Annotated in this window: 18 protein-coding genes and 5 pseudogenes; 10 read left to right on the top strand and 13 right to left on the bottom strand. The window is 62.3% G+C overall.

All coding sequences use genetic code 11. The annotated features are described in order from the left end of the window. Nucleotides 1–9: 9 nt before the first annotated feature. The 3 genes from BDD16_RS16670 to BDD16_RS16660 all read left to right on the top strand — a co-directional run bounded on the left by BDD16_RS16670 (nucleotide 10) and on the right by BDD16_RS16660 (nucleotide 3,336). Complete coding sequence (locus tag BDD16_RS16670) at nucleotides 10–1,380, top strand: serine/threonine-protein kinase (RefSeq protein ID WP_246332581.1); 1,371 nt, start codon at nucleotides 10–12, stop codon at nucleotides 1,378–1,380. Between the two features lie 115 nt (nucleotides 1,381–1,495). Beyond that, the gene (locus BDD16_RS16665; RefSeq protein WP_218897848.1) at nucleotides 1,496–1,942 is read left to right on the top strand and encodes an acyl-CoA thioesterase; all 447 of its coding nucleotides are present in this window, start codon (nucleotides 1,496–1,498) and stop codon (nucleotides 1,940–1,942) included. A gap of 101 nt (nucleotides 1,943–2,043) precedes the next feature. After that, nucleotides 2,044–3,336, top strand: a complete 1,293-nt coding sequence (locus tag BDD16_RS16660) for a tyrosine-type recombinase/integrase (RefSeq protein ID WP_179634977.1) — start codon at nucleotides 2,044–2,046, stop codon at nucleotides 3,334–3,336. Nucleotides 3,337–3,530: 194 nt separating this feature from the next. Here BDD16_RS16660 and BDD16_RS16655 read toward each other — a convergent pair whose 3' ends face one another. Both BDD16_RS16655 and BDD16_RS16650 read right to left on the bottom strand, forming a co-directional pair. Continuing rightward, entirely contained in the window at nucleotides 3,531–3,959 is a 429-nt protein-coding gene (locus tag BDD16_RS16655; RefSeq protein ID WP_179634976.1) for a hypothetical protein, read from the bottom strand. A 26-nt stretch (nucleotides 3,960–3,985) separates the two neighbouring features. Then, nucleotides 3,986–4,192: a hypothetical protein gene (locus BDD16_RS16650; protein ID WP_179634975.1), complete on the bottom strand. Its 207-nt coding sequence runs from the start codon at nucleotides 4,190–4,192 to the stop codon at nucleotides 3,986–3,988. A 482-nt stretch (nucleotides 4,193–4,674) separates the two neighbouring features. On the opposite strand from BDD16_RS16650, the gene drt2 reads away from it, so the two are divergent. Together drt2 and BDD16_RS16640 are read left to right on the top strand one after the other, a co-directional pair. Then, on the top strand, nucleotides 4,675–5,958 hold the full coding sequence (gene drt2, locus BDD16_RS23340) for an antiviral reverse transcriptase Drt2 (RefSeq protein ID WP_179634974.1): 1,284 nt from the start codon (nucleotides 4,675–4,677) through the stop codon (nucleotides 5,956–5,958). A gap of 105 nt (nucleotides 5,959–6,063) precedes the next feature. After that, on the top strand, nucleotides 6,064–7,779 hold the full coding sequence (locus tag BDD16_RS16640; RefSeq protein WP_179634973.1) for a hypothetical protein: 1,716 nt from the start codon (nucleotides 6,064–6,066) through the stop codon (nucleotides 7,777–7,779). Nucleotides 7,780–7,831: 52 nt separating this feature from the next. On the opposite strand, the gene BDD16_RS23410 is transcribed toward BDD16_RS16640, so the two are convergent. The 5 genes from BDD16_RS23410 to BDD16_RS16615 all read right to left on the bottom strand — a co-directional run bounded on the left by BDD16_RS23410 (nucleotide 7,832) and on the right by BDD16_RS16615 (nucleotide 11,175). Next, a complete protein-coding gene (locus BDD16_RS23410; RefSeq protein WP_179634972.1) occupies nucleotides 7,832–7,960 on the bottom strand; it encodes a DUF4113 domain-containing protein in 129 nt (42 codons plus the stop codon). Beyond that, nucleotides 7,957–8,178 (bottom strand): hypothetical protein, encoded by a 222-nt coding sequence (locus BDD16_RS16630; protein ID WP_179634971.1) that lies wholly within the window; start codon nucleotides 8,176–8,178, stop codon nucleotides 7,957–7,959. The genes BDD16_RS23410 and BDD16_RS16630 overlap by 4 nt, the downstream gene beginning before the upstream one ends. Before the next feature lie 507 nt (nucleotides 8,179–8,685). Continuing rightward, entirely contained in the window at nucleotides 8,686–10,317 is a 1,632-nt protein-coding gene (gene tnpC, locus BDD16_RS16625) for an IS66 family transposase (RefSeq protein ID WP_179636110.1), read from the bottom strand. A 70-nt stretch (nucleotides 10,318–10,387) separates the two neighbouring features. Then, entirely contained in the window at nucleotides 10,388–10,726 is a 339-nt protein-coding gene (gene tnpB, locus BDD16_RS16620; RefSeq protein WP_034011921.1) for an IS66 family insertion sequence element accessory protein TnpB, read from the bottom strand. After that, entirely contained in the window at nucleotides 10,723–11,175 is a 453-nt protein-coding gene (locus tag BDD16_RS16615) for a transposase (protein WP_246332523.1), read from the bottom strand. Before BDD16_RS16615 ends, tnpB begins: the two co-directional genes overlap by 4 nt. Nucleotides 11,176–11,393: 218 nt before the next feature. Between BDD16_RS16615 and BDD16_RS16610 the strand changes: the two are divergent. Beyond that, nucleotides 11,394–11,640: pseudogene (locus BDD16_RS16610) on the top strand (ISKra4 family transposase); the annotation flags it as partial. A 36-nt stretch (nucleotides 11,641–11,676) separates the two neighbouring features. Here the strand turns inward: BDD16_RS16610 and BDD16_RS16605 are convergent. Further along, nucleotides 11,677–11,778, bottom strand: a pseudogene (locus BDD16_RS16605) (SAM-dependent methyltransferase); the annotation flags it as partial. 25 nt (nucleotides 11,779–11,803) lie between these two features. Between BDD16_RS16605 and gloB the strand changes: the two are divergent. The 3 genes and pseudogenes from gloB to pal all read left to right on the top strand — a co-directional run bounded on the left by gloB (nucleotide 11,804) and on the right by pal (nucleotide 15,085). Next, nucleotides 11,804–12,517, top strand: a pseudogene (gene gloB / locus BDD16_RS16600) (hydroxyacylglutathione hydrolase). Then, complete coding sequence (locus BDD16_RS16595; RefSeq protein WP_246332580.1) at nucleotides 12,514–14,256, top strand: transglycosylase SLT domain-containing protein; 1,743 nt, start codon at nucleotides 12,514–12,516, stop codon at nucleotides 14,254–14,256. The pseudogene gloB and the gene BDD16_RS16595 overlap by 4 nt, the downstream one beginning before the upstream one ends. A gap of 283 nt (nucleotides 14,257–14,539) precedes the next feature. Continuing rightward, nucleotides 14,540–15,085, top strand: coding sequence for a peptidoglycan-associated lipoprotein Pal (pal, locus tag BDD16_RS16590; protein ID WP_179634970.1), 546 nt, complete (start codon nucleotides 14,540–14,542; stop codon nucleotides 15,083–15,085). A 148-nt stretch (nucleotides 15,086–15,233) separates the two neighbouring features. Here pal and BDD16_RS16585 read toward each other — a convergent pair. The 5 genes and pseudogenes from BDD16_RS16585 to BDD16_RS16565 form a co-directional block, all read right to left on the bottom strand. Continuing rightward, nucleotides 15,234–15,509 (bottom strand): annotated as a pseudogene (locus BDD16_RS16585) (tRNA (adenosine(37)-N6)-threonylcarbamoyltransferase complex transferase subunit TsaD); the annotation flags it as partial. A gap of 8 nt (nucleotides 15,510–15,517) precedes the next feature. Further along, the gene (gene lgt, locus BDD16_RS16580) at nucleotides 15,518–16,339 is read right to left on the bottom strand and encodes a prolipoprotein diacylglyceryl transferase (RefSeq protein WP_179634969.1); all 822 of its coding nucleotides are present in this window, start codon (nucleotides 16,337–16,339) and stop codon (nucleotides 15,518–15,520) included. Between the two features lie 265 nt (nucleotides 16,340–16,604). Beyond that, nucleotides 16,605–16,805, bottom strand: a pseudogene (locus BDD16_RS16575) (ATP-binding protein); the annotation flags it as partial. A gap of 133 nt (nucleotides 16,806–16,938) precedes the next feature. Next, a complete protein-coding gene (locus tag BDD16_RS16570; RefSeq protein WP_179634968.1) occupies nucleotides 16,939–17,247 on the bottom strand; it encodes a helix-turn-helix domain-containing protein in 309 nt (102 codons plus the stop codon). Between the two features lie 128 nt (nucleotides 17,248–17,375). Next, nucleotides 17,376–17,687, bottom strand: coding sequence for a helix-turn-helix domain-containing protein (locus tag BDD16_RS16565; protein WP_179634967.1), 312 nt, complete (start codon nucleotides 17,685–17,687; stop codon nucleotides 17,376–17,378). A gap of 225 nt (nucleotides 17,688–17,912) precedes the next feature. On the opposite strand from BDD16_RS16565, the gene BDD16_RS16560 reads away from it, so the two are divergent. After that, a complete protein-coding gene (locus BDD16_RS16560) occupies nucleotides 17,913–18,389 on the top strand; it encodes a hypothetical protein (RefSeq protein ID WP_179634966.1) in 477 nt (158 codons plus the stop codon). Nucleotides 18,390–18,532: the final 143 nt, after the last annotated feature.

The raw sequence follows: 18,532 nt of genomic DNA, 5'->3' as shown, positions 1-18,532 counted from the left end.
TCCCTGCCCATGACCCGCCTGATGCCCCCGACGATCCGAACGCCCGACGACACCCGCCCCGCAGCCCGGGACGCGTTCCTTGCCGACAGTGCGTCCGGCCTCTGGCTGCCGACCAGTCCGGGGGATCCGTCCGATCTCGGCGAAGACACCCTGCCGCCGGACAGCATCCCGTTCGAGCAGCAGATCGGGGAGGCCCTCGGACGACCACCACGCCGCCAGAGCACAGCGCCCAGCGAATCCACCCAGCTGCTGGACGCGGATCTGAACGGACAGGCACCGGGCCGCGTGTCCGTGCCCTTGCCCTTGTCCCCTGCACCACGGACCGAGGACCAGGACCCCCTGGCCGCCAGCGGCCAGATGGGGCGCTACGTGCTGGAGCGGCCACTCGGGGCGGGTGGACTGGGCACGGTCTGGTCGGCCTATGACACCGTGCTGGCCCGGCGGGTGGCCGTCAAGACCCTGCCGCTGGTGGTGCCCGAGCACGAACGCCAGCACCTCACCGAGCGCGTGCTCGACGAGGCCCGCGCTGCCGCCCGCCTCAGCCACACCCACATCGTGACGGTGCACGACGCCGGTGTCAGTCCGGACGGTGCCTACATCGCGATGGAGCTGCTGCGGGGCAAGGACCTGTCGCAGATGCTGCGCACCGGCTGGCGCCCCACCGCCGAGCAGGCCGCGCTGATCGTGCGCCGGGTGGCCGATGCGCTGAGCTACGCGCACGGCAAGGGCGTGGTCCACCGCGACATCAAGCCCGCCAACATCTTCATGGTCGGACGCACGCGGCCGGTGGTGCTCGATTTCGGCATCGCCCAGCTGCTGCACCAGACCGACACCGTGGGCGGACCGGCACTGGGCTCGCCGTTCTACGCAGCCCCCGAGCAGTTCGACGGCCTCGAATGCGATCCGCGCACGGACGTGTACTCCCTGGGCGTGGTGCTGTACGAGCTGCTCACCGGCCACCGCCCGTATGGCGGCACCTCGCTGGCCGAGATCCGCGCTGCCGTGCGCGCCGCCCGCCCGCGGCCACCGCGCGAGCACAACCCCGACGTGCCCGCCGCGCTCGCGGCCATCGCGCTGCAGGCCATCAGCATCGACCCCGTGCAGCGCCAGCGCACCGCCGGCACGGTGGCCCGCGAACTGCGCGCCTGGCTGGCCACGCAGGCCCCTGCGGGCCTGGTCATCGACGCGTCGTCGGCCTCGGCCTCGGCCTCGGTGCCGCCGCTGCTGACCTCCGACGTGCAAGCCACCACCACCCCCGCCACCATGCCCGAACCGGCACCGCCGGCACGGGAGCGGCCGAGCTGGATCCTCAGCGCCCTGCTCGCCGCCGTGCTCGTGCTGCTGCTGCTGGTCGTGGTGATGCTGTGGATGAACACCTGACCACCGAGACCGACATGGCCGACGCGCTGTTCCACTGGCCCCTGCGCATCTACTGGGAAGACACCGATACGCGCGTGTTGCAGGTATGGACATGCTAGTAGCGTGATAGCAGGCTATGGACATCTCAATCGCCAGCGCGCCCATGCATGAGACCTCTCCACGCAGCTTGAACGTCGAGTTCAAGGTTCGAGACTACGAGTGCGACATGGGACATGTCGTCAACCACGCGGTCTATCTCAACTACCTGGAACACGCCCGCCACGAGTTGCTTGGCAGCATGGGCATCCGGTTTGGCGACCTGGCCAAGCGCGGAATCTTCCTGGTGGTCACGCGCGTTGAGGCTGACTTCAAGGCCTCGCTCATCAGCGGTGACGCCTTCATCGTCCGCACCGAACTTCAGCGCCATGGGCGCCTGCGGCTGCAGTTCAACCAGCAGATTCAGCGCTCTCCTGACGGCAAGGTAATGCTGAGCGCCATCGTCACAGGCACCGCCCTCAATGCGCGTGGGCGTCCCGAGATCCCGGCTGAGCTAGATGGCCTGATTGGGCCTTCAATTTCATAAACATCGTATGACAAGCGGAGAGCAGGCAAACCAAGGGGTTGTCCAAGCGATCTAAGATCTGCAAGTCTCCTCTCTACACGCCCGTTCTGGGCGGCAAGCTGATGGCCTCGCTTGAGCTGATTCATTACATCCCTCATCGCATCATCGTGGGTGACGATGGCGTGGTGCGCCGTGAACAGGACCGGGCACTTCGACCGACCAGAGGACTGCCGCAGATTTTTTGGGCTGACGGTTCGAGTTGGAGAGAAGCGAATCTGTGGGCGCACAGCCGGGCGACCAACGGATTGACCGACATCAAGACTGTTAGGTCGAATCTCGGTCATCTCCACAAGTATGCGCAGTGGCTCGAAGGCGAGCAGTTAGATTGGCAGCACTTTCCGATGCTGGAGCGAGACCGGGTGCTCATCCGATGGCGAAAGCACTTGATGGAGCAACGCGACAGGCTGGGCTTGTTGGCGCCCTCCACCGCCAGCCATCGCATGAACGCCACCATTATTTTTTACCGGTTTGCCCAGGTGCATGGGCTCATCGGTCGTGACGCTCCCTTGTGGCAGGAGCGGCAAGTCGTCCATCGGTATTTCGACTCTGTGGGCTTTGCGCGAACCTTGCTTCTTCGCAGCACCAACTTGATGATTCCGAACCGAGCCCGGCACGGGCTCAAACTGGAAAACGGACTGAGCCCGCTCACCGACGAGCAGAGGCAAGAGTTACTGGCCTTCACCGGTCGACCGGGTAACGTCAGCCGAGAGCTTGACCTGATGCTCAAGTTGGGGTTTTTTTCTGGCGCCCGTATCGAGACCATCACCGATCTCAAGCGTGACACGATCCTCAACGCTTCGCCTGCCCCGAACACGCCCGGACTCGTCTTCCTTTCAGTGGGCCCAGGTCATCGCCCACATGTCGCCACCAAATTCGATGTGAATGGCCAGATCGTTGTGCCCGCCGCATTGCTAGAAGATCTGCGTGACTATCTGGTCGATGTGGGCCGACTCAAGCGCGAGGCCTTGGCAGCCCCCGGAGACAAGGATCTTGTCTTTCTCACCCGCTATGGCCGCCGTTACGTTGACCGGGACTCGGGTTCTGGCACGGCAGTTGGGCGAGCAATGGTGGACTTGCGGCGCAAGGCGACACAGGCCGGGCTGGCGTTTGCGAAGCACTTTCACTTTCACATGACGCGGGCCACCTTCGGAACATCGCTGACTTCACTGCTTCTTTCCCAAGAAGGAGCCACCGAGAAAGCGGTGCTGGATTTGGTCAGCACACTGATGCTCCATAAGGACGTGAGCACCACGCTCAAGTACATCAAGTTCGTGACGCAAGCCCGCATGAAGGCCAAGGTCGCCAACGAGTTCAGCGAAGCTTACCTTGGTCTGAGCACGCGCTTGGGAAACTGACCAGCCGAACCACTGCGCCCGTGTCCGAGTGACCGGTGTATGAGGTGTTCCAAGCCACAGGTCATCCGAACCCACCAGCCCTGTCAGGGCCAACACGCTCTGGACAAACCCTTGCGTCTGACGCAGACGTATCCGTCCGGCCAAGTCATCTTTGACGACCAGCGCTACTTGGGCGGATGGGGAGCGTGCCGCGCTTACCAGCCTTCTCGCTGGTAGCGGTCGGCTTCGAGGAAGTAATCGTGGTGTGCGTAATCCCGGTAGAGCCGGTAGCAGCCGTACGCACAAAGGAGCATTGCCAAGGTGTAGAAGCCGATCTCGGCCCACTGGATAACCACCGACGGTTTAGACTGCCCCGGAAGAATGCTGAAAACCTTGGCGAAGAAATTTGCGAGGGCAAGCGGCACGGTGCTTACCACTAAATAGAGCGCACCTCGCAATATGCCGAATTTGTATGCCATGCGGCCGGTGTCCAACAAGTAGCGCATTAAATCCCCAGTACCGATTCTTGCGTACATGATAGTCACTATTCGACCCAAATGACAGGACGTGAGCACCTCGACGAACTGCGAAGCGCGACGGCGCATGATCGCCGGCCAAGGAAGCAACACGCTGTAGTTGACCACGGGGACAAAACCCAGTTACACGTCGATCACAGCGCACACATCTTCGTCATTCTGCGCCGCATCGTGCTCGTCCCGCTCGGGCGCACAGCGCTCATTGCCGCGGGTTGTAGCCGCGCACTACAGCGTGTGGCCAGCTCGTTGCGCTCCAGCGTCATCGCACGCATGCACTTGCCGCCCTGCAGGCTCAGCACCACAAAGACCTGCTCGACCCGCATCCGCATGCGTTTGAACATCCTGTTGCGCTGCTTGAATCGGATCCTGACCGTCTGTTCATGCTTAGCACGTCAGGCGATGCCGATGCCGTCGGTCGGTCTGTGCTGCTGCAGCGCCCGACGGTTTGCCGCACTGTTTGAGATCCCTTAAACAGTTCAGGTTGTAGATCTTGTGAACTACTCCCTGTATCAGGGGTGATGTGCATCTAGAGTTTTGAGGTAATCATGTTATTCTGAAGTTGCCTCAACAAATTGGAGTTGAGGGTATGTCACAGGATGTCAAGCCACCCGGCCTCGCCGGTCAAACTTGACAGCTCTACTTGGATGTTCAACTTCATGGACACCTCCAGGATACTGTACGACATTGCTAACACGCGTGGCTAGGTGGCGCCCTGTGCGTTATCCGATGGTGATGAGTAGTCATCAGTTAAGCCGGGGGGAGTGCATGGAGATTGCCACGGTCTTATCTCCCCCCGGTTTTGCTACCAACCTGAGGGTTTTGTGTGGCCGTCGCTCCTCCAAAATGGTTTAGGCAGCGTCGATATCTCCATTTCGACGAGCCGCTAAGTCTGACCAAAGCCAAATCCTTAGTGACTAACTCAACGGCTGTAGCAACACATTCTTTCTGGCCACTAATACGCTTTACCGTTGAAACATCGAAGATTAAGTACGATAAATCTACTGGTCAACTAAAAAATAATTTAAAAGATAGGCATATTTCATATGCGGCGCATAGCGACTCTCAAATATTCAGTTACTATTGTAGTTTACTGACAGAACGCTACGAGGCCGAAATCAAGAAGCGCGGGCTCTCCGATGTTGCGTTGGCATTTCGTTCACTCGGAAAGAGTAACATCGAATTCGCGAAAGATGCCTTCGAAGAAATTCGTTCAAGGGGCAATTGTGTCGCTGTCGCATTGGATGTTACGAAATTCTTCGACAGAATTGATCATACCATTCTGAAAGAGCGCTGGGAAAATCTGCTCGGGGTGAGAAGGCTTCCAATCGATCACTTTGCAGTATTTCGCGCGCTGACTCGCTACTCAACCGTTGAGCAAAATGCGGTCTTCGAAGCACTTGGCATCTCCATTAATAATCCCCGAGCACATCGTCGGAGGCTGTGTACTCCAGACGAATTTAGGTCATTGGTTCGTGGAGGGCGACTTATCAAAAAGAATCCAGATGTTTTCGGGATTCCCCAAGGTACAGCCATTAGTGCAATGCTTTCAAATCTCTACATGTTGGAGTTTGACTCAACTGCTAACTCGTTTGCCATAGAGAACGGCGGCCGTTATATGCGTTATTGCGACGATATGTTATTCATCATGCCTCCGGGAATGGCGGCCGATGTTGAACATTTTGCAGATACGCAAACAAATCGACTAAAGATTGAAATCAATCCCGCAAAAACTGATCGATGCGAATTCCGTATATCGACTGGAACTATTACATGTGAGAAGCCATTGCAGTATCTCGGTTTTCTTTTTGACGGGCAGCGCGTAATCATTAGATCGGCTGCGTTTGCCAAGTTTTCCAACCGCATGAAGCGAGGCGTAAGCCTTGCAAAGCAAACAATGCGTAGCCGAAACAAGGCGCGCATTCGACTTGGGGCCAAAGAACAGGATTTATATTTGAAGAAAATTTATGCGCGCTATTCCCATCTGGGTAGACGAAATTTTCTTCGCTACGGTTACAGAGCTTCGGACATCATGAAGTCCTCTGCTATTCGTCGCCAACTTCGACCCCTCTGGGGGCGATTGAAGCAGGCTGTGAGTGACTCGGAGTAGATAAGAAAATCTCGAAGCCATCGAGAAAAAGACTAACTTTCTCGAAGTTAGTGAGAAAACGATCGAACACTGCCCTCCACAGAAGAGGGCGTGGGGGAGACAAAGATGGAACAGCCTCAGGCACCAGCGGGGAGCTTTGAGCCTCCGCCGCCTCAGATCCGTAATTTTCCGACAGGCCCTGGGCTTTGGCGGATCGATTGGTTCGGGCTGGTCATGTTCCCCGATCGGGCGATGCGGGCGCGTCAGCCATCGGTGCTCGTGTACCTGTCGCTGGTCGTTGCACCAGATGCGCTGACCGACCCATCCGTGTTGCTGAAACCGGACGCCACGCTGGCCCGCCGCCAGACCAAGCGATGGGTTTCGGTCGGCACCCTGATGCTGCTGCGCATCGGTGATATCTGGTCAGACCAGAAGCCTGTGGCTTCGCCGGACTACGAGTCCGCTGTCTTCGAAAAGCTCCAGATCAGCCGCGAAACCACCGACCTGATCAAGGCCGGCGTGAGCCTGGACAAGGGCTTGTTCCTGTTGCCGCTCGGCGAGCACCCCTGGCATGGCGAGAACACCCATTCGTATTGTTTGCGCGTGCAACTACCTGACGGCCGATCACTCGTCGTGCCCTGCATGGAACTGATTCGTTTCTACTTCGGCTCATCCAGTGCGCTTCTGTCTCGACTTTTTGATTCGCCTTTGCTGAAAGTGAACCTGTTCAGCAATGTCATCTTCAATCCAGCGACCAAGTGGATGAGCCTTGATCTGGCTGAGGGCCTTCCTCGGGCCAGTGCAAGCGATGTTGCGCGGATTGCTGGTAGCCACACCGCATGGTTGGCGGCGCTGAGGATCGTGACCTCCTGTCTGAAGGCTTCCACAGCAGGGCAGGACATCTACCCGCAAGCCGTGTTCCCGTTCGAGGGCCTGACAGACCTGACCGTGACAGGAAAATGGCTTTCGCTTGGCGGCCAGGCCAACCAGACGTTTCTTGTCTATCACCTCGACGTCTGCACATACGAGTTCCCGTTCAACTCCGTTCGGTACCGGACCTTCAATGAGCGCAAACGGCGATCGTCGGTGATGCCAGGGACAGGCGCTGAAGCCAAGCCGAAAGTGGTCACGAAGACCGGCAAAGCAACCGAGCCTGGTCTGGTCGAACAGGATGCGTCCACCACGCTGAGCGAAACCCAGGTTCCGGTCTGGCGAAAGCGACACTTCCCTGATCTTGATCGCAAGAAACTGGTGGGGCGTCGGAATCTGACCAAGCCGCCCCCGATAGTTTCCTCGGGGCCTGCTGCGCCTCCTGTCACTGAAGTGGCGGTCGGCGACCCCGGGTCATCGAAGCGAGTGCGAAGCGTCATGCTGGCGGAATCCGCACCGCTGCAAGAACTTGGCATGCCGGACTTCCTGAAGTCGGTGGTGAAAGCGATGGAAGGCTTGGATCGCTTCGAGGTCAGCCTGCTGACTGCGAGTGACGACGATGGCTGGACTGTTCCCGTCGAACTGCTCAACGATGGTGATGGCGTGATCGCGAATGAACTGTTCATCGATCGCGACGGACATTCGCTGCAACGGCGTGCTGCAGCATTCGGACTGTCTCATCAGTCCGAACACGCAGTTCTTGTGGTGCTGGAAGGTGAGCAGTTGATCCCGCTCGTCTATCCAGTCGATCAGGCAGGACTCCAGGATCCATGGCCAGCACTGCGTTGCGCAGCGCAGGACTTCGTGTCCAAGGTGACCCATCCGAATCGGATCGATGTGGCGTTCTACAACGGGGACACGCCGAGCCAGCGTGAGGCCATCAGGGGCTGGATCAGGGATCTGTGGGACTGACAAGGAGATCGGTCATCAGAAGCCAGGAGATCACCGAATTCAGTATGAGCGACTATGTCCGCACAACCGGCATCTCGTACCAGCACGTCGTGTAAGCCAGGGTCCGGCGCTCCTGCTTGCCGGGCCACGGGGTGACCGCCGGGCCTGCGCGCTCGCGATTTTCAGGGTGCCGCGCCCTCAACGCGCGTTGACCCCGTCAAGGGCCTTCATCAGGTGGCTGACGTTCCGTGGGCTGCCCAGGGCCTCGAAATCCAACTCACCTTGCCGCACCGAGGTTGCCACTGACCCCGCGGGGGTTCCGGCCTGCGTGTCACTGGGCAGGCAGGTCTGCAACTGCACCAGTATCACGCTGGCCTTTCGGCGCTCTCCCGCTTCTGTTTTCTTCTCAGGGAGGTTCAAGACGGCACGCTCCGCGCGCTTTGGTGTGCTACAAAATGAAGAAATCACACTCCGAGCAGCCATCTGCCCCGCGCGGTACCAACCAGGAGCCGAAGCAGACTGTATCCGCGCCATCCCAATCCGAGGAACAGGAGTCCCCATGAAGCCTCCGGCCAGAACCTCCCAACCTTCCGCCAGCCAGTCTTCATCTGTGTTGCGGGACGATCGTTCACTCGCGTCGATCGATTCCGCCAGACCACGCGGCCTGTTCAGTTGGTTCACCCGTCTGCGCTTGCGCAGAACCGACTGCTCGGTCTGCGGACGCTCTGTGGCACGCTGTGCCTACGATGGTCGACATCCGGAGATCGGGCGCTGATGGCGTGCAGGTGGGGGCCAGCGATTCTGGTTTGACACATAGGCCGTCATACCCGGCAATGTCTCATCCTCGCTGTGGCCCGCCGCGGACTGTGTCTCCGATACACCAGACCATGCGTGAGCGACCAGCGGTCCCCCGTCAGGCGAGCCTGATCAGTCCGGGATATGCAGAGACTGCCAGCGATGAGGCAGCAAGTCGTCAATGCGGCTGTTGAGGTGGGTGGGCAGCCGTCCAAGGACATCGCGCAGGTAGGCCCAGGGTTCGAGCCCGTTGAGCTTGGCCGACTGCACCAGGCTCATGACCACGGCCGCACGCTGGCCGGCGAGTTCGCTGCCACAGAACAACCAGGCCTTCCTGCCCATGGCCCAGGGCTTGATCTGGCGCTCCAGATAGTTGTTGTCCACGGGCACGGCCCCGTCGAGCAGGTGGTGCGTCAGCGCTGGCCAGTGGTTGAGGCTGTAGTCGATGGCGTTGGCCGTGGCGCCGCCATCGGCGACACGACCGCGTTCGAGCTTGAGCCAGGTGTGCAACTCCTGCCACAGCGGCGCGGTGATGCGTTGACGGGCCTGCGTTCGCGTCGGGCCGTCCATGCCGGCGAACGACTTCTCGGCGTGGTAGATCGCCGCGAAGCGTACGATCGCCTGAGTGGCCAGGGTGCTCTTGCCGGACTTGGCGAGTTCGTCGAACTTGCGTCGGGCGTGCGCGGCACAGGCTGCCGAGACGCGCCGCGGGAAGACCTTGGGGTCGAGCACCGAGTCATAGCCGCCATAGCGATCGCACACGAGCGTGCCGCTCCAGGGCGGGTCCCGGTTCTCGGTGGGCAGCCCGCCCAGGAAGGCCAGCGGGTACTTGCTGCCCCGCCCCAGGCAGAAGTCGTAGACCACGCCGGGCTGGGGATCGAATTCCCCGCGTGCATAGGCCCAGACGTACGCTTTCCTGGTCTTGCCCGCCCCCGGGTCCAGCATGTCCACCGTCGTCTCGTCGGCCTGCACGACCGCGCTGCCCAGCACGAAACGCTTGAGCGCCTCGTACAGCGGGTGCAGCGCCGCGCCCGCCTGACCGGCCCACGCGGCCAGCGTCGAGCGCGGGGTGTGCACGCCCGAGCGGGCATTGATCGCCTCCTGCCGGTAGTACGGCACGTGGTCGGCGAACCGGCTGATGAGCGTGTACGCCACCAGTCCGCTCGCCGGGATGCCCCGCTCGATGACCTGCGGCTCGGCCGGCTCCTGCACCAGGCGATCGACGCCCTGGCGCTGGCAGCACCGGCAGACCCACTTGCCTCGGATGTGCCGATGCACGAAGAACTCCGCCGGCACGATGTCCAGCCGCTCGCTGACGTCCTCGCCCACCCGGGTCATCGGCTCGCCGCAGTCCACCGCCGGGCAGTGGGTGTCGGCCGGCTCGTGGTGATGCTCCACGCGGCGCAGGTGCTCGGGCAGCGCCTGCCGGCGCGGGGGCTGGGGTGCCTTCTCGGGGCTCACTGGCGGTGGCGACTGCCGGGCCTGCAACTCGGCGAGCTGCGCCTGCAGGTCCGCCTCGTCCTCGACCAGCGTCTCCAGGAAGAGCTGTCGCTGCTGCGCATCCATCGCCTCGGTGCGCGCGCCGAACTTCCAGCGCTTGAGCCGCGCCAGCTCGAACGTGATCTTCTCGATCTTCGCGTCCCGCCACACGATCTCGCGCGACTGCTGCTGCACGCGCACCAGCAGGTGCTGCGCCAGGGCCTCCAGGGCCTGTGGCGTCAGGCCCCTCAGGTCCTGGCTCTGGAGCGCGTCCACGTCATGCATGCGCCCATGCTGCCCGCACGAGGCCAGCCCCGCCATCGGCAACTTCAGCAATTGCGCCTCCGGCATCCGCTCACACCCGCGTGATCACCCGCCGCTCGTGCAGCCGCTGCCACGGCAGCCCCACGATCAGCGCATCGAACTGCTCCTGCGTCAGGGCCAGCGGGGTGCTCGACTCCAACCCCCGCGGCCACACGAAGTGCCCCGCGTTGAGTCGCCGGGCCGCGCACCACACCCCCCAGCCGTCATGGACGATCAGCTTGACGCGCGTGGCCCGCGCATTCGCGAACAGGTAGCCGTGGTGGGCCTGCGCCGCCCCCAGCGTCTGCACCACACACGCCAGCAGCCGGTCCGCCCCGGCGCGCATGTCCACCGGCGCCGTGCAGGCCCACAGTGCGTCGATGCGAATCACTTCGTCACCCCGGCGGCCAGTTCGCGCAACCACGCCGCACACGCCTGGGCCTGCGCTGCCGGCCAGCTCACCGTCAGCCGGGCTGCACCGCTGCGCCACTCGATGTGAATGTCCGGCGTGCTCGGGTTCGCCATGCCAGGGCCTTCGGCGCTCGGCCGCGGCCTGTCCGGTGCTGGCAAGGCCAGCGCTACGAACTGGGCATCGACCACCGGCGCCGGGTTGCCCATGACCATGGGTGCTGACGCCGCCGTCGGCACCTCGCACCCAGGTCCCAGCAGGCCTGCCCGCTTGACTCCCCGACCCGCCAGCCACTGACGCACCACGTTCGCGTTCAGCCCATGCCTGAGCGCCACGGCCGCAATCGACGCGCCAGGCTGTCGGCATTCACCCAGCACCTTCGCCTTGAACTCGGCGTCGTGTACCCGCCTCGTCTTGTCCTTGTGTTCCATTGCTGTCCACCAATTCACATTGCTGGACACCATCGTCTCGGAGCTATCCAGCTCCTTCAAGTGGGCATGGCTGGTCGCTCACGACCATGCCGTCTCGGTCATCCCCGGATGGGAATGGCCGAGGGCAGGGCGGGTGCATCTGCTGGACGTGGGGGGGGAACTTGCCAGTTCGGCTCCATATGGAATGGCACGGTTAGCGGCCATGTGGCCACTGCCCCAACTATGGCGAGCGATACCGGTCCAGGGAGCCGATTTCGTCAAGCATCGCGGAATCGACCGTCAACGTCGTGATCTGCAAGCGTTTCGCCAAACGCCAGCAGATGCAGTGGACCAAGCGGGGTGCGCGTTTGTAGCAGCAGATGCGCACCCCGCGCGCTCGACGGGACGCTGCGCCCGCTCTTCGAGCGCTGGTATCCCGGCATGGCCAACGACAATCCGGTCGACGTGCTGCGGGCTGCTGCTTGAGCCCCCACAACTCCTCATGCTCTCGCAGCCGACCTACAGCGCGTGGTAGCCGAAGATGTCCGCTACCACGCGGTCAAGCGGGCGCTGCTCCCACGCCAGCAGATATCGTCCGGCCGGTGCCTTCAGCAAGGGGGCCATCTCTATAATCACTGGACCTTGCGCCATGAATTTACTTGCCCTGCCTGCCTTCGAAGACAACTACATCTGGATGATCCACAACGGCTGCGAAGCGGTGGTGGTCGATCCGGTAATTCAGCACCGGTCATTTGGCACGCTGGACCAGTCCGCTGTATGACTCGTCGGCATTCTAGTGGTCCACAAGCATCCCGATCATGTCGGCGGTCTGGCAAGGTTGCGAGCCCACTCGCGTTCAGCCGGTGCAAAGATCTGGGGACTGGATCGGCGTGCTGGATCTGGAAATCCTGGTCATCAACGTACCCGGCCACACGCTGGGCCACCTCCGTTTTTCACGAAATCGGTCCTGTTCTGTGGCGATACGCTGTTCTCTGGCGGCTGTGGTCGTCTCTTCGAAGGAACACCCGCCCAGATGTACGCCTCGCTGAGCCGGCTGGCGGCGCTGCCTGCGACGACGCTGGTCTGCTGCGCCCACGAATACACCTTGGCCAATCTGCGTTTCGCGCGCGCAGTCGAGCCGCACAGCCTCGCCCTGGCGGCGCACGAGGCCGAGTGCCAGTCCTTGCGTGACCGCGGTCTCCCCACCCTGCCCTCGACCCTCGGGCGGGAGCGGATGATCAATCCTTACTTGCGTTGCGACCAACCCGAGGTGATCGCCTCCGCGGTGGCCCGTGGCGCCGGCGGCCGGGATCCGGTGTCGGTGCTGGCAACGATACGACAGTGGAAAGACAATTTTCGATGACCCGCTACGCCCGCCTCAAGGCCCTCAGCGCCCGTGCAGCCCGCTCCACTCGCAGCTCGACCTCCACCTTTGCCCTGTCGGCGCTGATGCTGGCCCTGACGGGGTGTGCCTCGGTGCCCGACAGCAACGACGACGCGAAGCCGCCGCCGATGGTGGCCACGGTGGGCGCGCGCGAACAGCCGCTGGCCGCACGCTCCGAAGGCCCACTCTCGCCGGTGCCGGGCATCGAGCAGGTGATCACCGTGAAAGCGCCACTGTCCAGTGGCGAGGATCTGCGCGAGGCGATTGGCGCACCGGTCGACCCGCTGAGTCCGGACCAGTCAATGGTGCTCAACGATCCCAATGCCCGTCAGGATCTTTGGGGCCGCGTGCGCGCCGGCTTCGGTATGCCGACGCTAGACAACGAACTGGTGCGTGACCATGAGCACTGGTACACCAGCCGCCCCGACTACGTCAAGCGCATGACCGAGCGCGGTTCGCGCTACCTCTTCCATGTGGTGGAGGAACTGGAGCGCCGCAAGATGCCGACCGAACTGGCGCTGCTGCCGTTCATCGAGAGCGCCTTCAATCCGCAGGCGATGTCCTCCGCTCGCGCCTCCGGCATGTGGCAGTTCATGCCCCTGACCGGCAAGGACTACGACCTCAAGCAGAACATGTTCCGCGACGACCGTCGCGACGTGTTGGCGTCGACCCGCGCGGCGCTGGACTACCTCGGCCGGCTGAACAAGATGTTCAACGGCGATTGGCAGCTCTCGCTGGCCGCTTACAACTGGGGCGAGGGCAACGTCAAGCGAGCCATCGCCCGCAACGAGCGCGCCGGTCTGCCGACCGACTATGAGAGCCTGAACATGCCCGCTGAGACACGGCATTACGTGCCTAAGTTCCAGGCGGTCAAGAACATCGTGACGGCGCCGCAGGATTTCGGCCTTGAACTTCTTCCCCTCGAAAACCACCCGTATTTTGTCAGCGTGCCGATCCGCCGTGACATGGACGTGTCCGTGGCGGCGCGGCTGGCGGGCATGAGCATGGAAGAGTTCAAGGCGCTCAATCCGCAGATGAACAAGCCGGTCATCTTGGCCGCCGGCACGCCACAGGTGCTGCTGCCGTACGACAACGCGGACGGCTTCATCCGCCGGCTTGCCGAGTACCGCGAGCCACTGGCGAGTTGGACCGCCTGGACAGCGCCCCGGACGATCCGCCCCGCGGAAGCCGCGCGCCTGACGGGCATGAGCGAGGCGACACTGCGCGAGATGAACCGCATCCCGCGCAAGATGCTCATCAAGGCCGGCTCTACACTGCTTATCCAGCGCAGCAGCGAACACCGCGTGCAGGACGTGCCCGAGCATGTGGCCAACAATGCGTATATGGCCTTGGCGCCCGACGTGCCGCCGCTGCGCAAGGTGGCGATCAAGGCCCGCAAGGGTGACACGGTGCTCGCGCTGGCCAAGCGCTACCGCGTGTCGGCGTCGCAACTCGCCCAGTGGAACCGCATCGACGACGGCACGCGCTTCAAGAAGGCGCAGTCCCTCGTGATCTGGCAACCGATCAAGGAAGCGGGTGCGTCACGACGTGAGATGGCGTCCTTGAACAAGGCAGATCGCAAGCTGTCGCGCAAGGTCGGCGGCAAGTCCGCGAAGGCCTCGACCCGGATGGCGAGCAAGACGGCTCGGCGCCAGATGGCGAGCATGGCCGCCGTCAAGGGCACCAAGATCCGCCCGATACGCTTGGCCCGCAAGTAAGCAAGAAGTGAGGTTGCCCCTAAAAGTCGGAGTGCCTAGCCTGATCATCAGGCGGCAGACCTACCAGCGTTGCTCCAAACGGCGCGGGCTTGCCCTCGCTTGTCATTCATTCAAGGGCAACCGTATCATGCTTCCATCGTACGTTTTTCCGTTTTCTGCAGCAGCGCGACGTGAGACTCACATAGGCAGATGAATGTTCTCGTAACATACGATCCCCACGGCTTGCCCTATCGAGGGTGCTCGCCCGGGCATTGATCTTCAATCGCATGTCAGAGACAATCAGATGCAAATCACCAAAATCGCGGCATTGATCCTTGTTGCGAATGCTGCGCTCGTGGGGTGCAGTAGCGCACCTGTTGCCCAATCCCTTGCCAAACCAGAACCGACTGCCATTGCTGCAACGGCGACTCCAGCAAGCGCACAGACGCCGGTTGCGTCATTGACGGTCGTGCCGGTGACAATACTGCCGCACCTTGACCCCAAGAGCTTGATTTCGACGGAGCGCAGCGTTTATTTCGATTTCAATGTCTTCACCGTCAAGAGCGAGTACACAGGCTTGATTGAGCGCCATGGCAAGTACCTGTCTTCCAAGCCAGCCTTGTCGATCAAGATCGAAGGCAATGCGGATGAACGAGGCAGTTCTGAATACAACCTCGCGCTGGGACAAAAGCGTGCGCAGTCGGTGCTGCAGACCTTGAAGATACATGGCGTCAAGGATAGCCAGATGGAGGCCATTAGCTGGGGCAAGGAGCGCCCGAAAGCCATGGGTCACGACGAGGCAGCTTGGGCTGAGAACCGTCGCGCCGATCTGGTCTATCCGAAGCAGTAGTTCCCAAAAGCATGCAGAGCCGTGATTAGCGTGACCAAGGCTGCATCCATGCGATCGACTGATAGATGTCTAACGGCCTGAGCCAGGTCGTTGATGTCGATATCGTGTCGACCGCACACGACGCTTAACGCCCACAACTGCACACCGTCACCCCTGGTCCGTGCGTGCAGGTCACGATCTCGATCGCGTCTCGCCCCAGCCCCGCGCCCGCCAGCGTCTCGCGCAGCAGCGGCACGACGCGGCGGATGTGGTCCCGTGACGCCAGTTCGGGCACCACGCCACCGTAGGCTTGGTGCATGTCGATTTGGCTGTGCAGCGCCTGCGCCAGCCGCGGCGGCGGTGCGGTGCCTTCCATGCTCTCGGGCAACTCGACCAGCGCGATCCCCGTTTCGTCGCACGACGACTCGATACCCAGTACCCGCATCGGACCGCTCACGCCCGTCTCCCCGCTGAAGCCCAGATGACGATGCCCGCCACCACCATCGGCACGCACAGCCACTGCCCCATACTCAGGTTCATCGTCAGCAGCCCCAGGAAGCTGTCCGGCTCGCGGAAATACTCGGCGATGAAGCGGAACGTCCCATACCCGATCAGGAACAGCCCCGACACGCGGCCCCAGAGGATCGAGCCATCCGCCCGGTAGTGCGCCGAGCGGGTGCGGCCGTAGAGCCACAGGATCGCGAACAGCAGCATCCCCTCCAGCAAAAACTGGTAGACCTGCGACGGGTGGCGTGCGACCTCGCTGCCTGACTGCGGGAACACCATCGCCCACGGCAGGCTGGCGTCCGCCGCGCGGCCCCAGAGTTCGCCGTTGATGAAGTTGCCCACCCGCCCGCAGGCCAGCCCGGTCGGCACGCACGGCGCCACCAGGTCCGTCACCTCAAAGAAGCGCTTCTGGTGCACCCACGCGAACACGGCCATCGCCACGATCACGCCGAGTAACCCGCCGTGAAAGGCCATGCCACCCTTCCACACCGCCAGGATCTCGCCCGGGTTGGCCAAGTAATACGACGGCTTGTAGAACAGCACGTAGCCCAGACGCCCGCCCAGGATTACGCCCATGACGCCGTAAAACAGGAGATCATCGACCTCGCGCGGCGTCCAGCCGCCGGCTGCGTACGGCGCCTGCTGGATCCGGCGCGTTGCCAGCCAGGAGAACATGCCGAACGCGGCCAGGTAGGTCAGGCCGTACCAATGGATCTGGATGAAACCCAGGTTGATCGCAACGGGGTCAAACTGGGGATGCACGAGCATCGGCAACACTCCGTGAAAAAGTGGACTTCAGGGGAAACAAGGGCGGATTGTCACCGCTGCGTGTGCCGAGTGTCATTTTCAGAAGACGACGCCTGAATCGCCTGGGCTAAGACATCGAAATCAATGCACGACCGGCGTCCAAGCCGATTGGGCACATCACGCTTGTGTAGCGCGTCAATCTGGCTGAGAGGCGCGCGACAATCTGGATGAGAACAGTGTCGCGGCGCGACCATCATGCCCGACAGTTGATTGTCGCGGGGTGGCTCTATGCGACAGGCGGGTGCTCACTGGATTGAGACCCGCCGACATTCTTCGGTGTCGCATAGCTGGCGGGCCGTCCTGCACCGACTTGCTTGCGTTCAATGGCGGCGCGCCGACGGTAGCTCTCCACGTTCATCTCGAAGATGGTGGAGTGGTGGACAAGCCGGTCCACAGCGGCCAGGGTCATGGCGGGATCCTGGAAGATCGCTTATATACCCTATACCGTATTGCGATTGGTCACGCTTTCATATCGGACCAGGGATGATGAGCAGCATATGACCCCGTTGCAGCATGCCGGATCTACGTCCACTCTGGGCCGAAAGCTGTTACGGGGTATCTTATTCCGCCGAAGTCGCATCCTCGACCATCGCCTGCTCCACCAGCGTGACCAGCGCCCCAGCCTCATACCCCAGCGCCGCCGCCACCTTGAGGATCACGTACAGCGTCGGCTGGTTCTGCCCCCGCTCCACTCGGCCGAAGTACGACCGCTCCACACCGGCCATGTAGGCAAGCGACTCCTGAGAGATGCCGGCCTCCAGCCGCGCCTGCCGGACCACACGCCCGAATGCCGCAGCCGTCGCCGGATCGAAGCTTGTCGAGCCGGGAGGTCTGCCACGCTTGAGTGGCGTTTGGGGACGGGTGGTCATCCACCCGAGGTTCCCGGAGTCGTTCTATCTGGACCACGTTATAAAAAACGCAGCCTGCATCGGATTCGTGACTGCTGGCGGCTCACCGCCCTGCCCATCACCCCACTCGCGCAGCCCGGTTGCCCAACCTACGACGGATCTCTCCGACGACTCCGCGCCACACGCCGAGCCCGGAACATGGCGTCCGGAATCGGCAGCCCCTCCAGCCGATTGTTCAGCTCGCTCATGAAGGCCGAGAAATCGACATCCAGCGCGCGCAGCCAGGCCAGCAGTTCGATGACATCGAGTCGGCGCTCGCCGCGCTCGACCTTGCTGATGGTGGCCTGATCCCGGCCCAGGCGGATGGCCAGATCCGATTGGCGCAGGCGCTGCGCTTCCCGGCTGCTGCGCAGCATGGCCAGGAACACGTCGTTGTGCCGGGTGTGGATCGACTTGAGCATGGCGACCTTTCTTGGATCACCCTAGACCAGTTGGCACCGTATTCGGAATCCGAATCTATGGCCTGACACCCTCGTCATCTTCGTGCATCCAAGTTGGTGTTTCGGCCAGCTTCGCACAAAATGCAGACGTTATAAATAACGCAAAGTTGGTGCCTTGCGGACTCAGTTCCGCGGGCCCGCCAACCCTCTTGCAATGTCTGCCCACCCGTGCGCGACCTGACCACCATGACTGAACGCATCGGCGCCTTGCAGACCTACCCGGACGACGAATGGATGCCGGCAGACCCCCAAGCTCGGAGCGACTGCCGCTACTGGACGAGCGCCGAAATCGCCAGCGACTACTGGTTCCTCGTCGAGTTCCACGGTGATCCGTCGGCACGAGACCGCCCCGTGCGCCAGATGTGGATCACCGTCTGTGCCGAGACGGCGGTCAAGTTGACCCAGCGGCCGGACCAGGGTCCGGCCAGCCTCATGGCCTGCCTGCCCGCGCCTCGTGATGGCGACACCGAACGCATCTTCCTGTTCGGCGAGGTCGAAGAAATCCTGGCGGATCAGACCAGCGACCGGCAGGTCGTTCGCTTGCGCGATGGCCGCGCGTTCTGGGTCGAGCGACAGGGTGCCGGCGCTAGGCACAGCACCCAGTTGAGCCGCTTGTACGTCGCGCCGCCCGACAACCCCGCCTCCATGGTCTCTGCGCCGTGACCGGCTCGCCCTCCTGAGTCTGCACTGAACACCCACCGGACCGTTCGACCGCGTGATCGTCATGCTGTCCGGGTGGAGCGCTCCGGCGCCTCGAATGATTCTCTTCCTGCTTGTGGTGCCCATTCCGCCAGTCCGCGATCTCG

The organism is Sphaerotilus montanus, assembly GCF_013410775.1.
In the GTDB taxonomy this organism is placed as follows: Bacteria; Pseudomonadota; Gammaproteobacteria; order Burkholderiales; family Burkholderiaceae_C; genus Sphaerotilus; species Sphaerotilus montanus.
The sequence above is the reverse complement of the archived record's forward strand: the minus strand, read 5'-3'. Positions and strand labels throughout refer to the sequence as shown.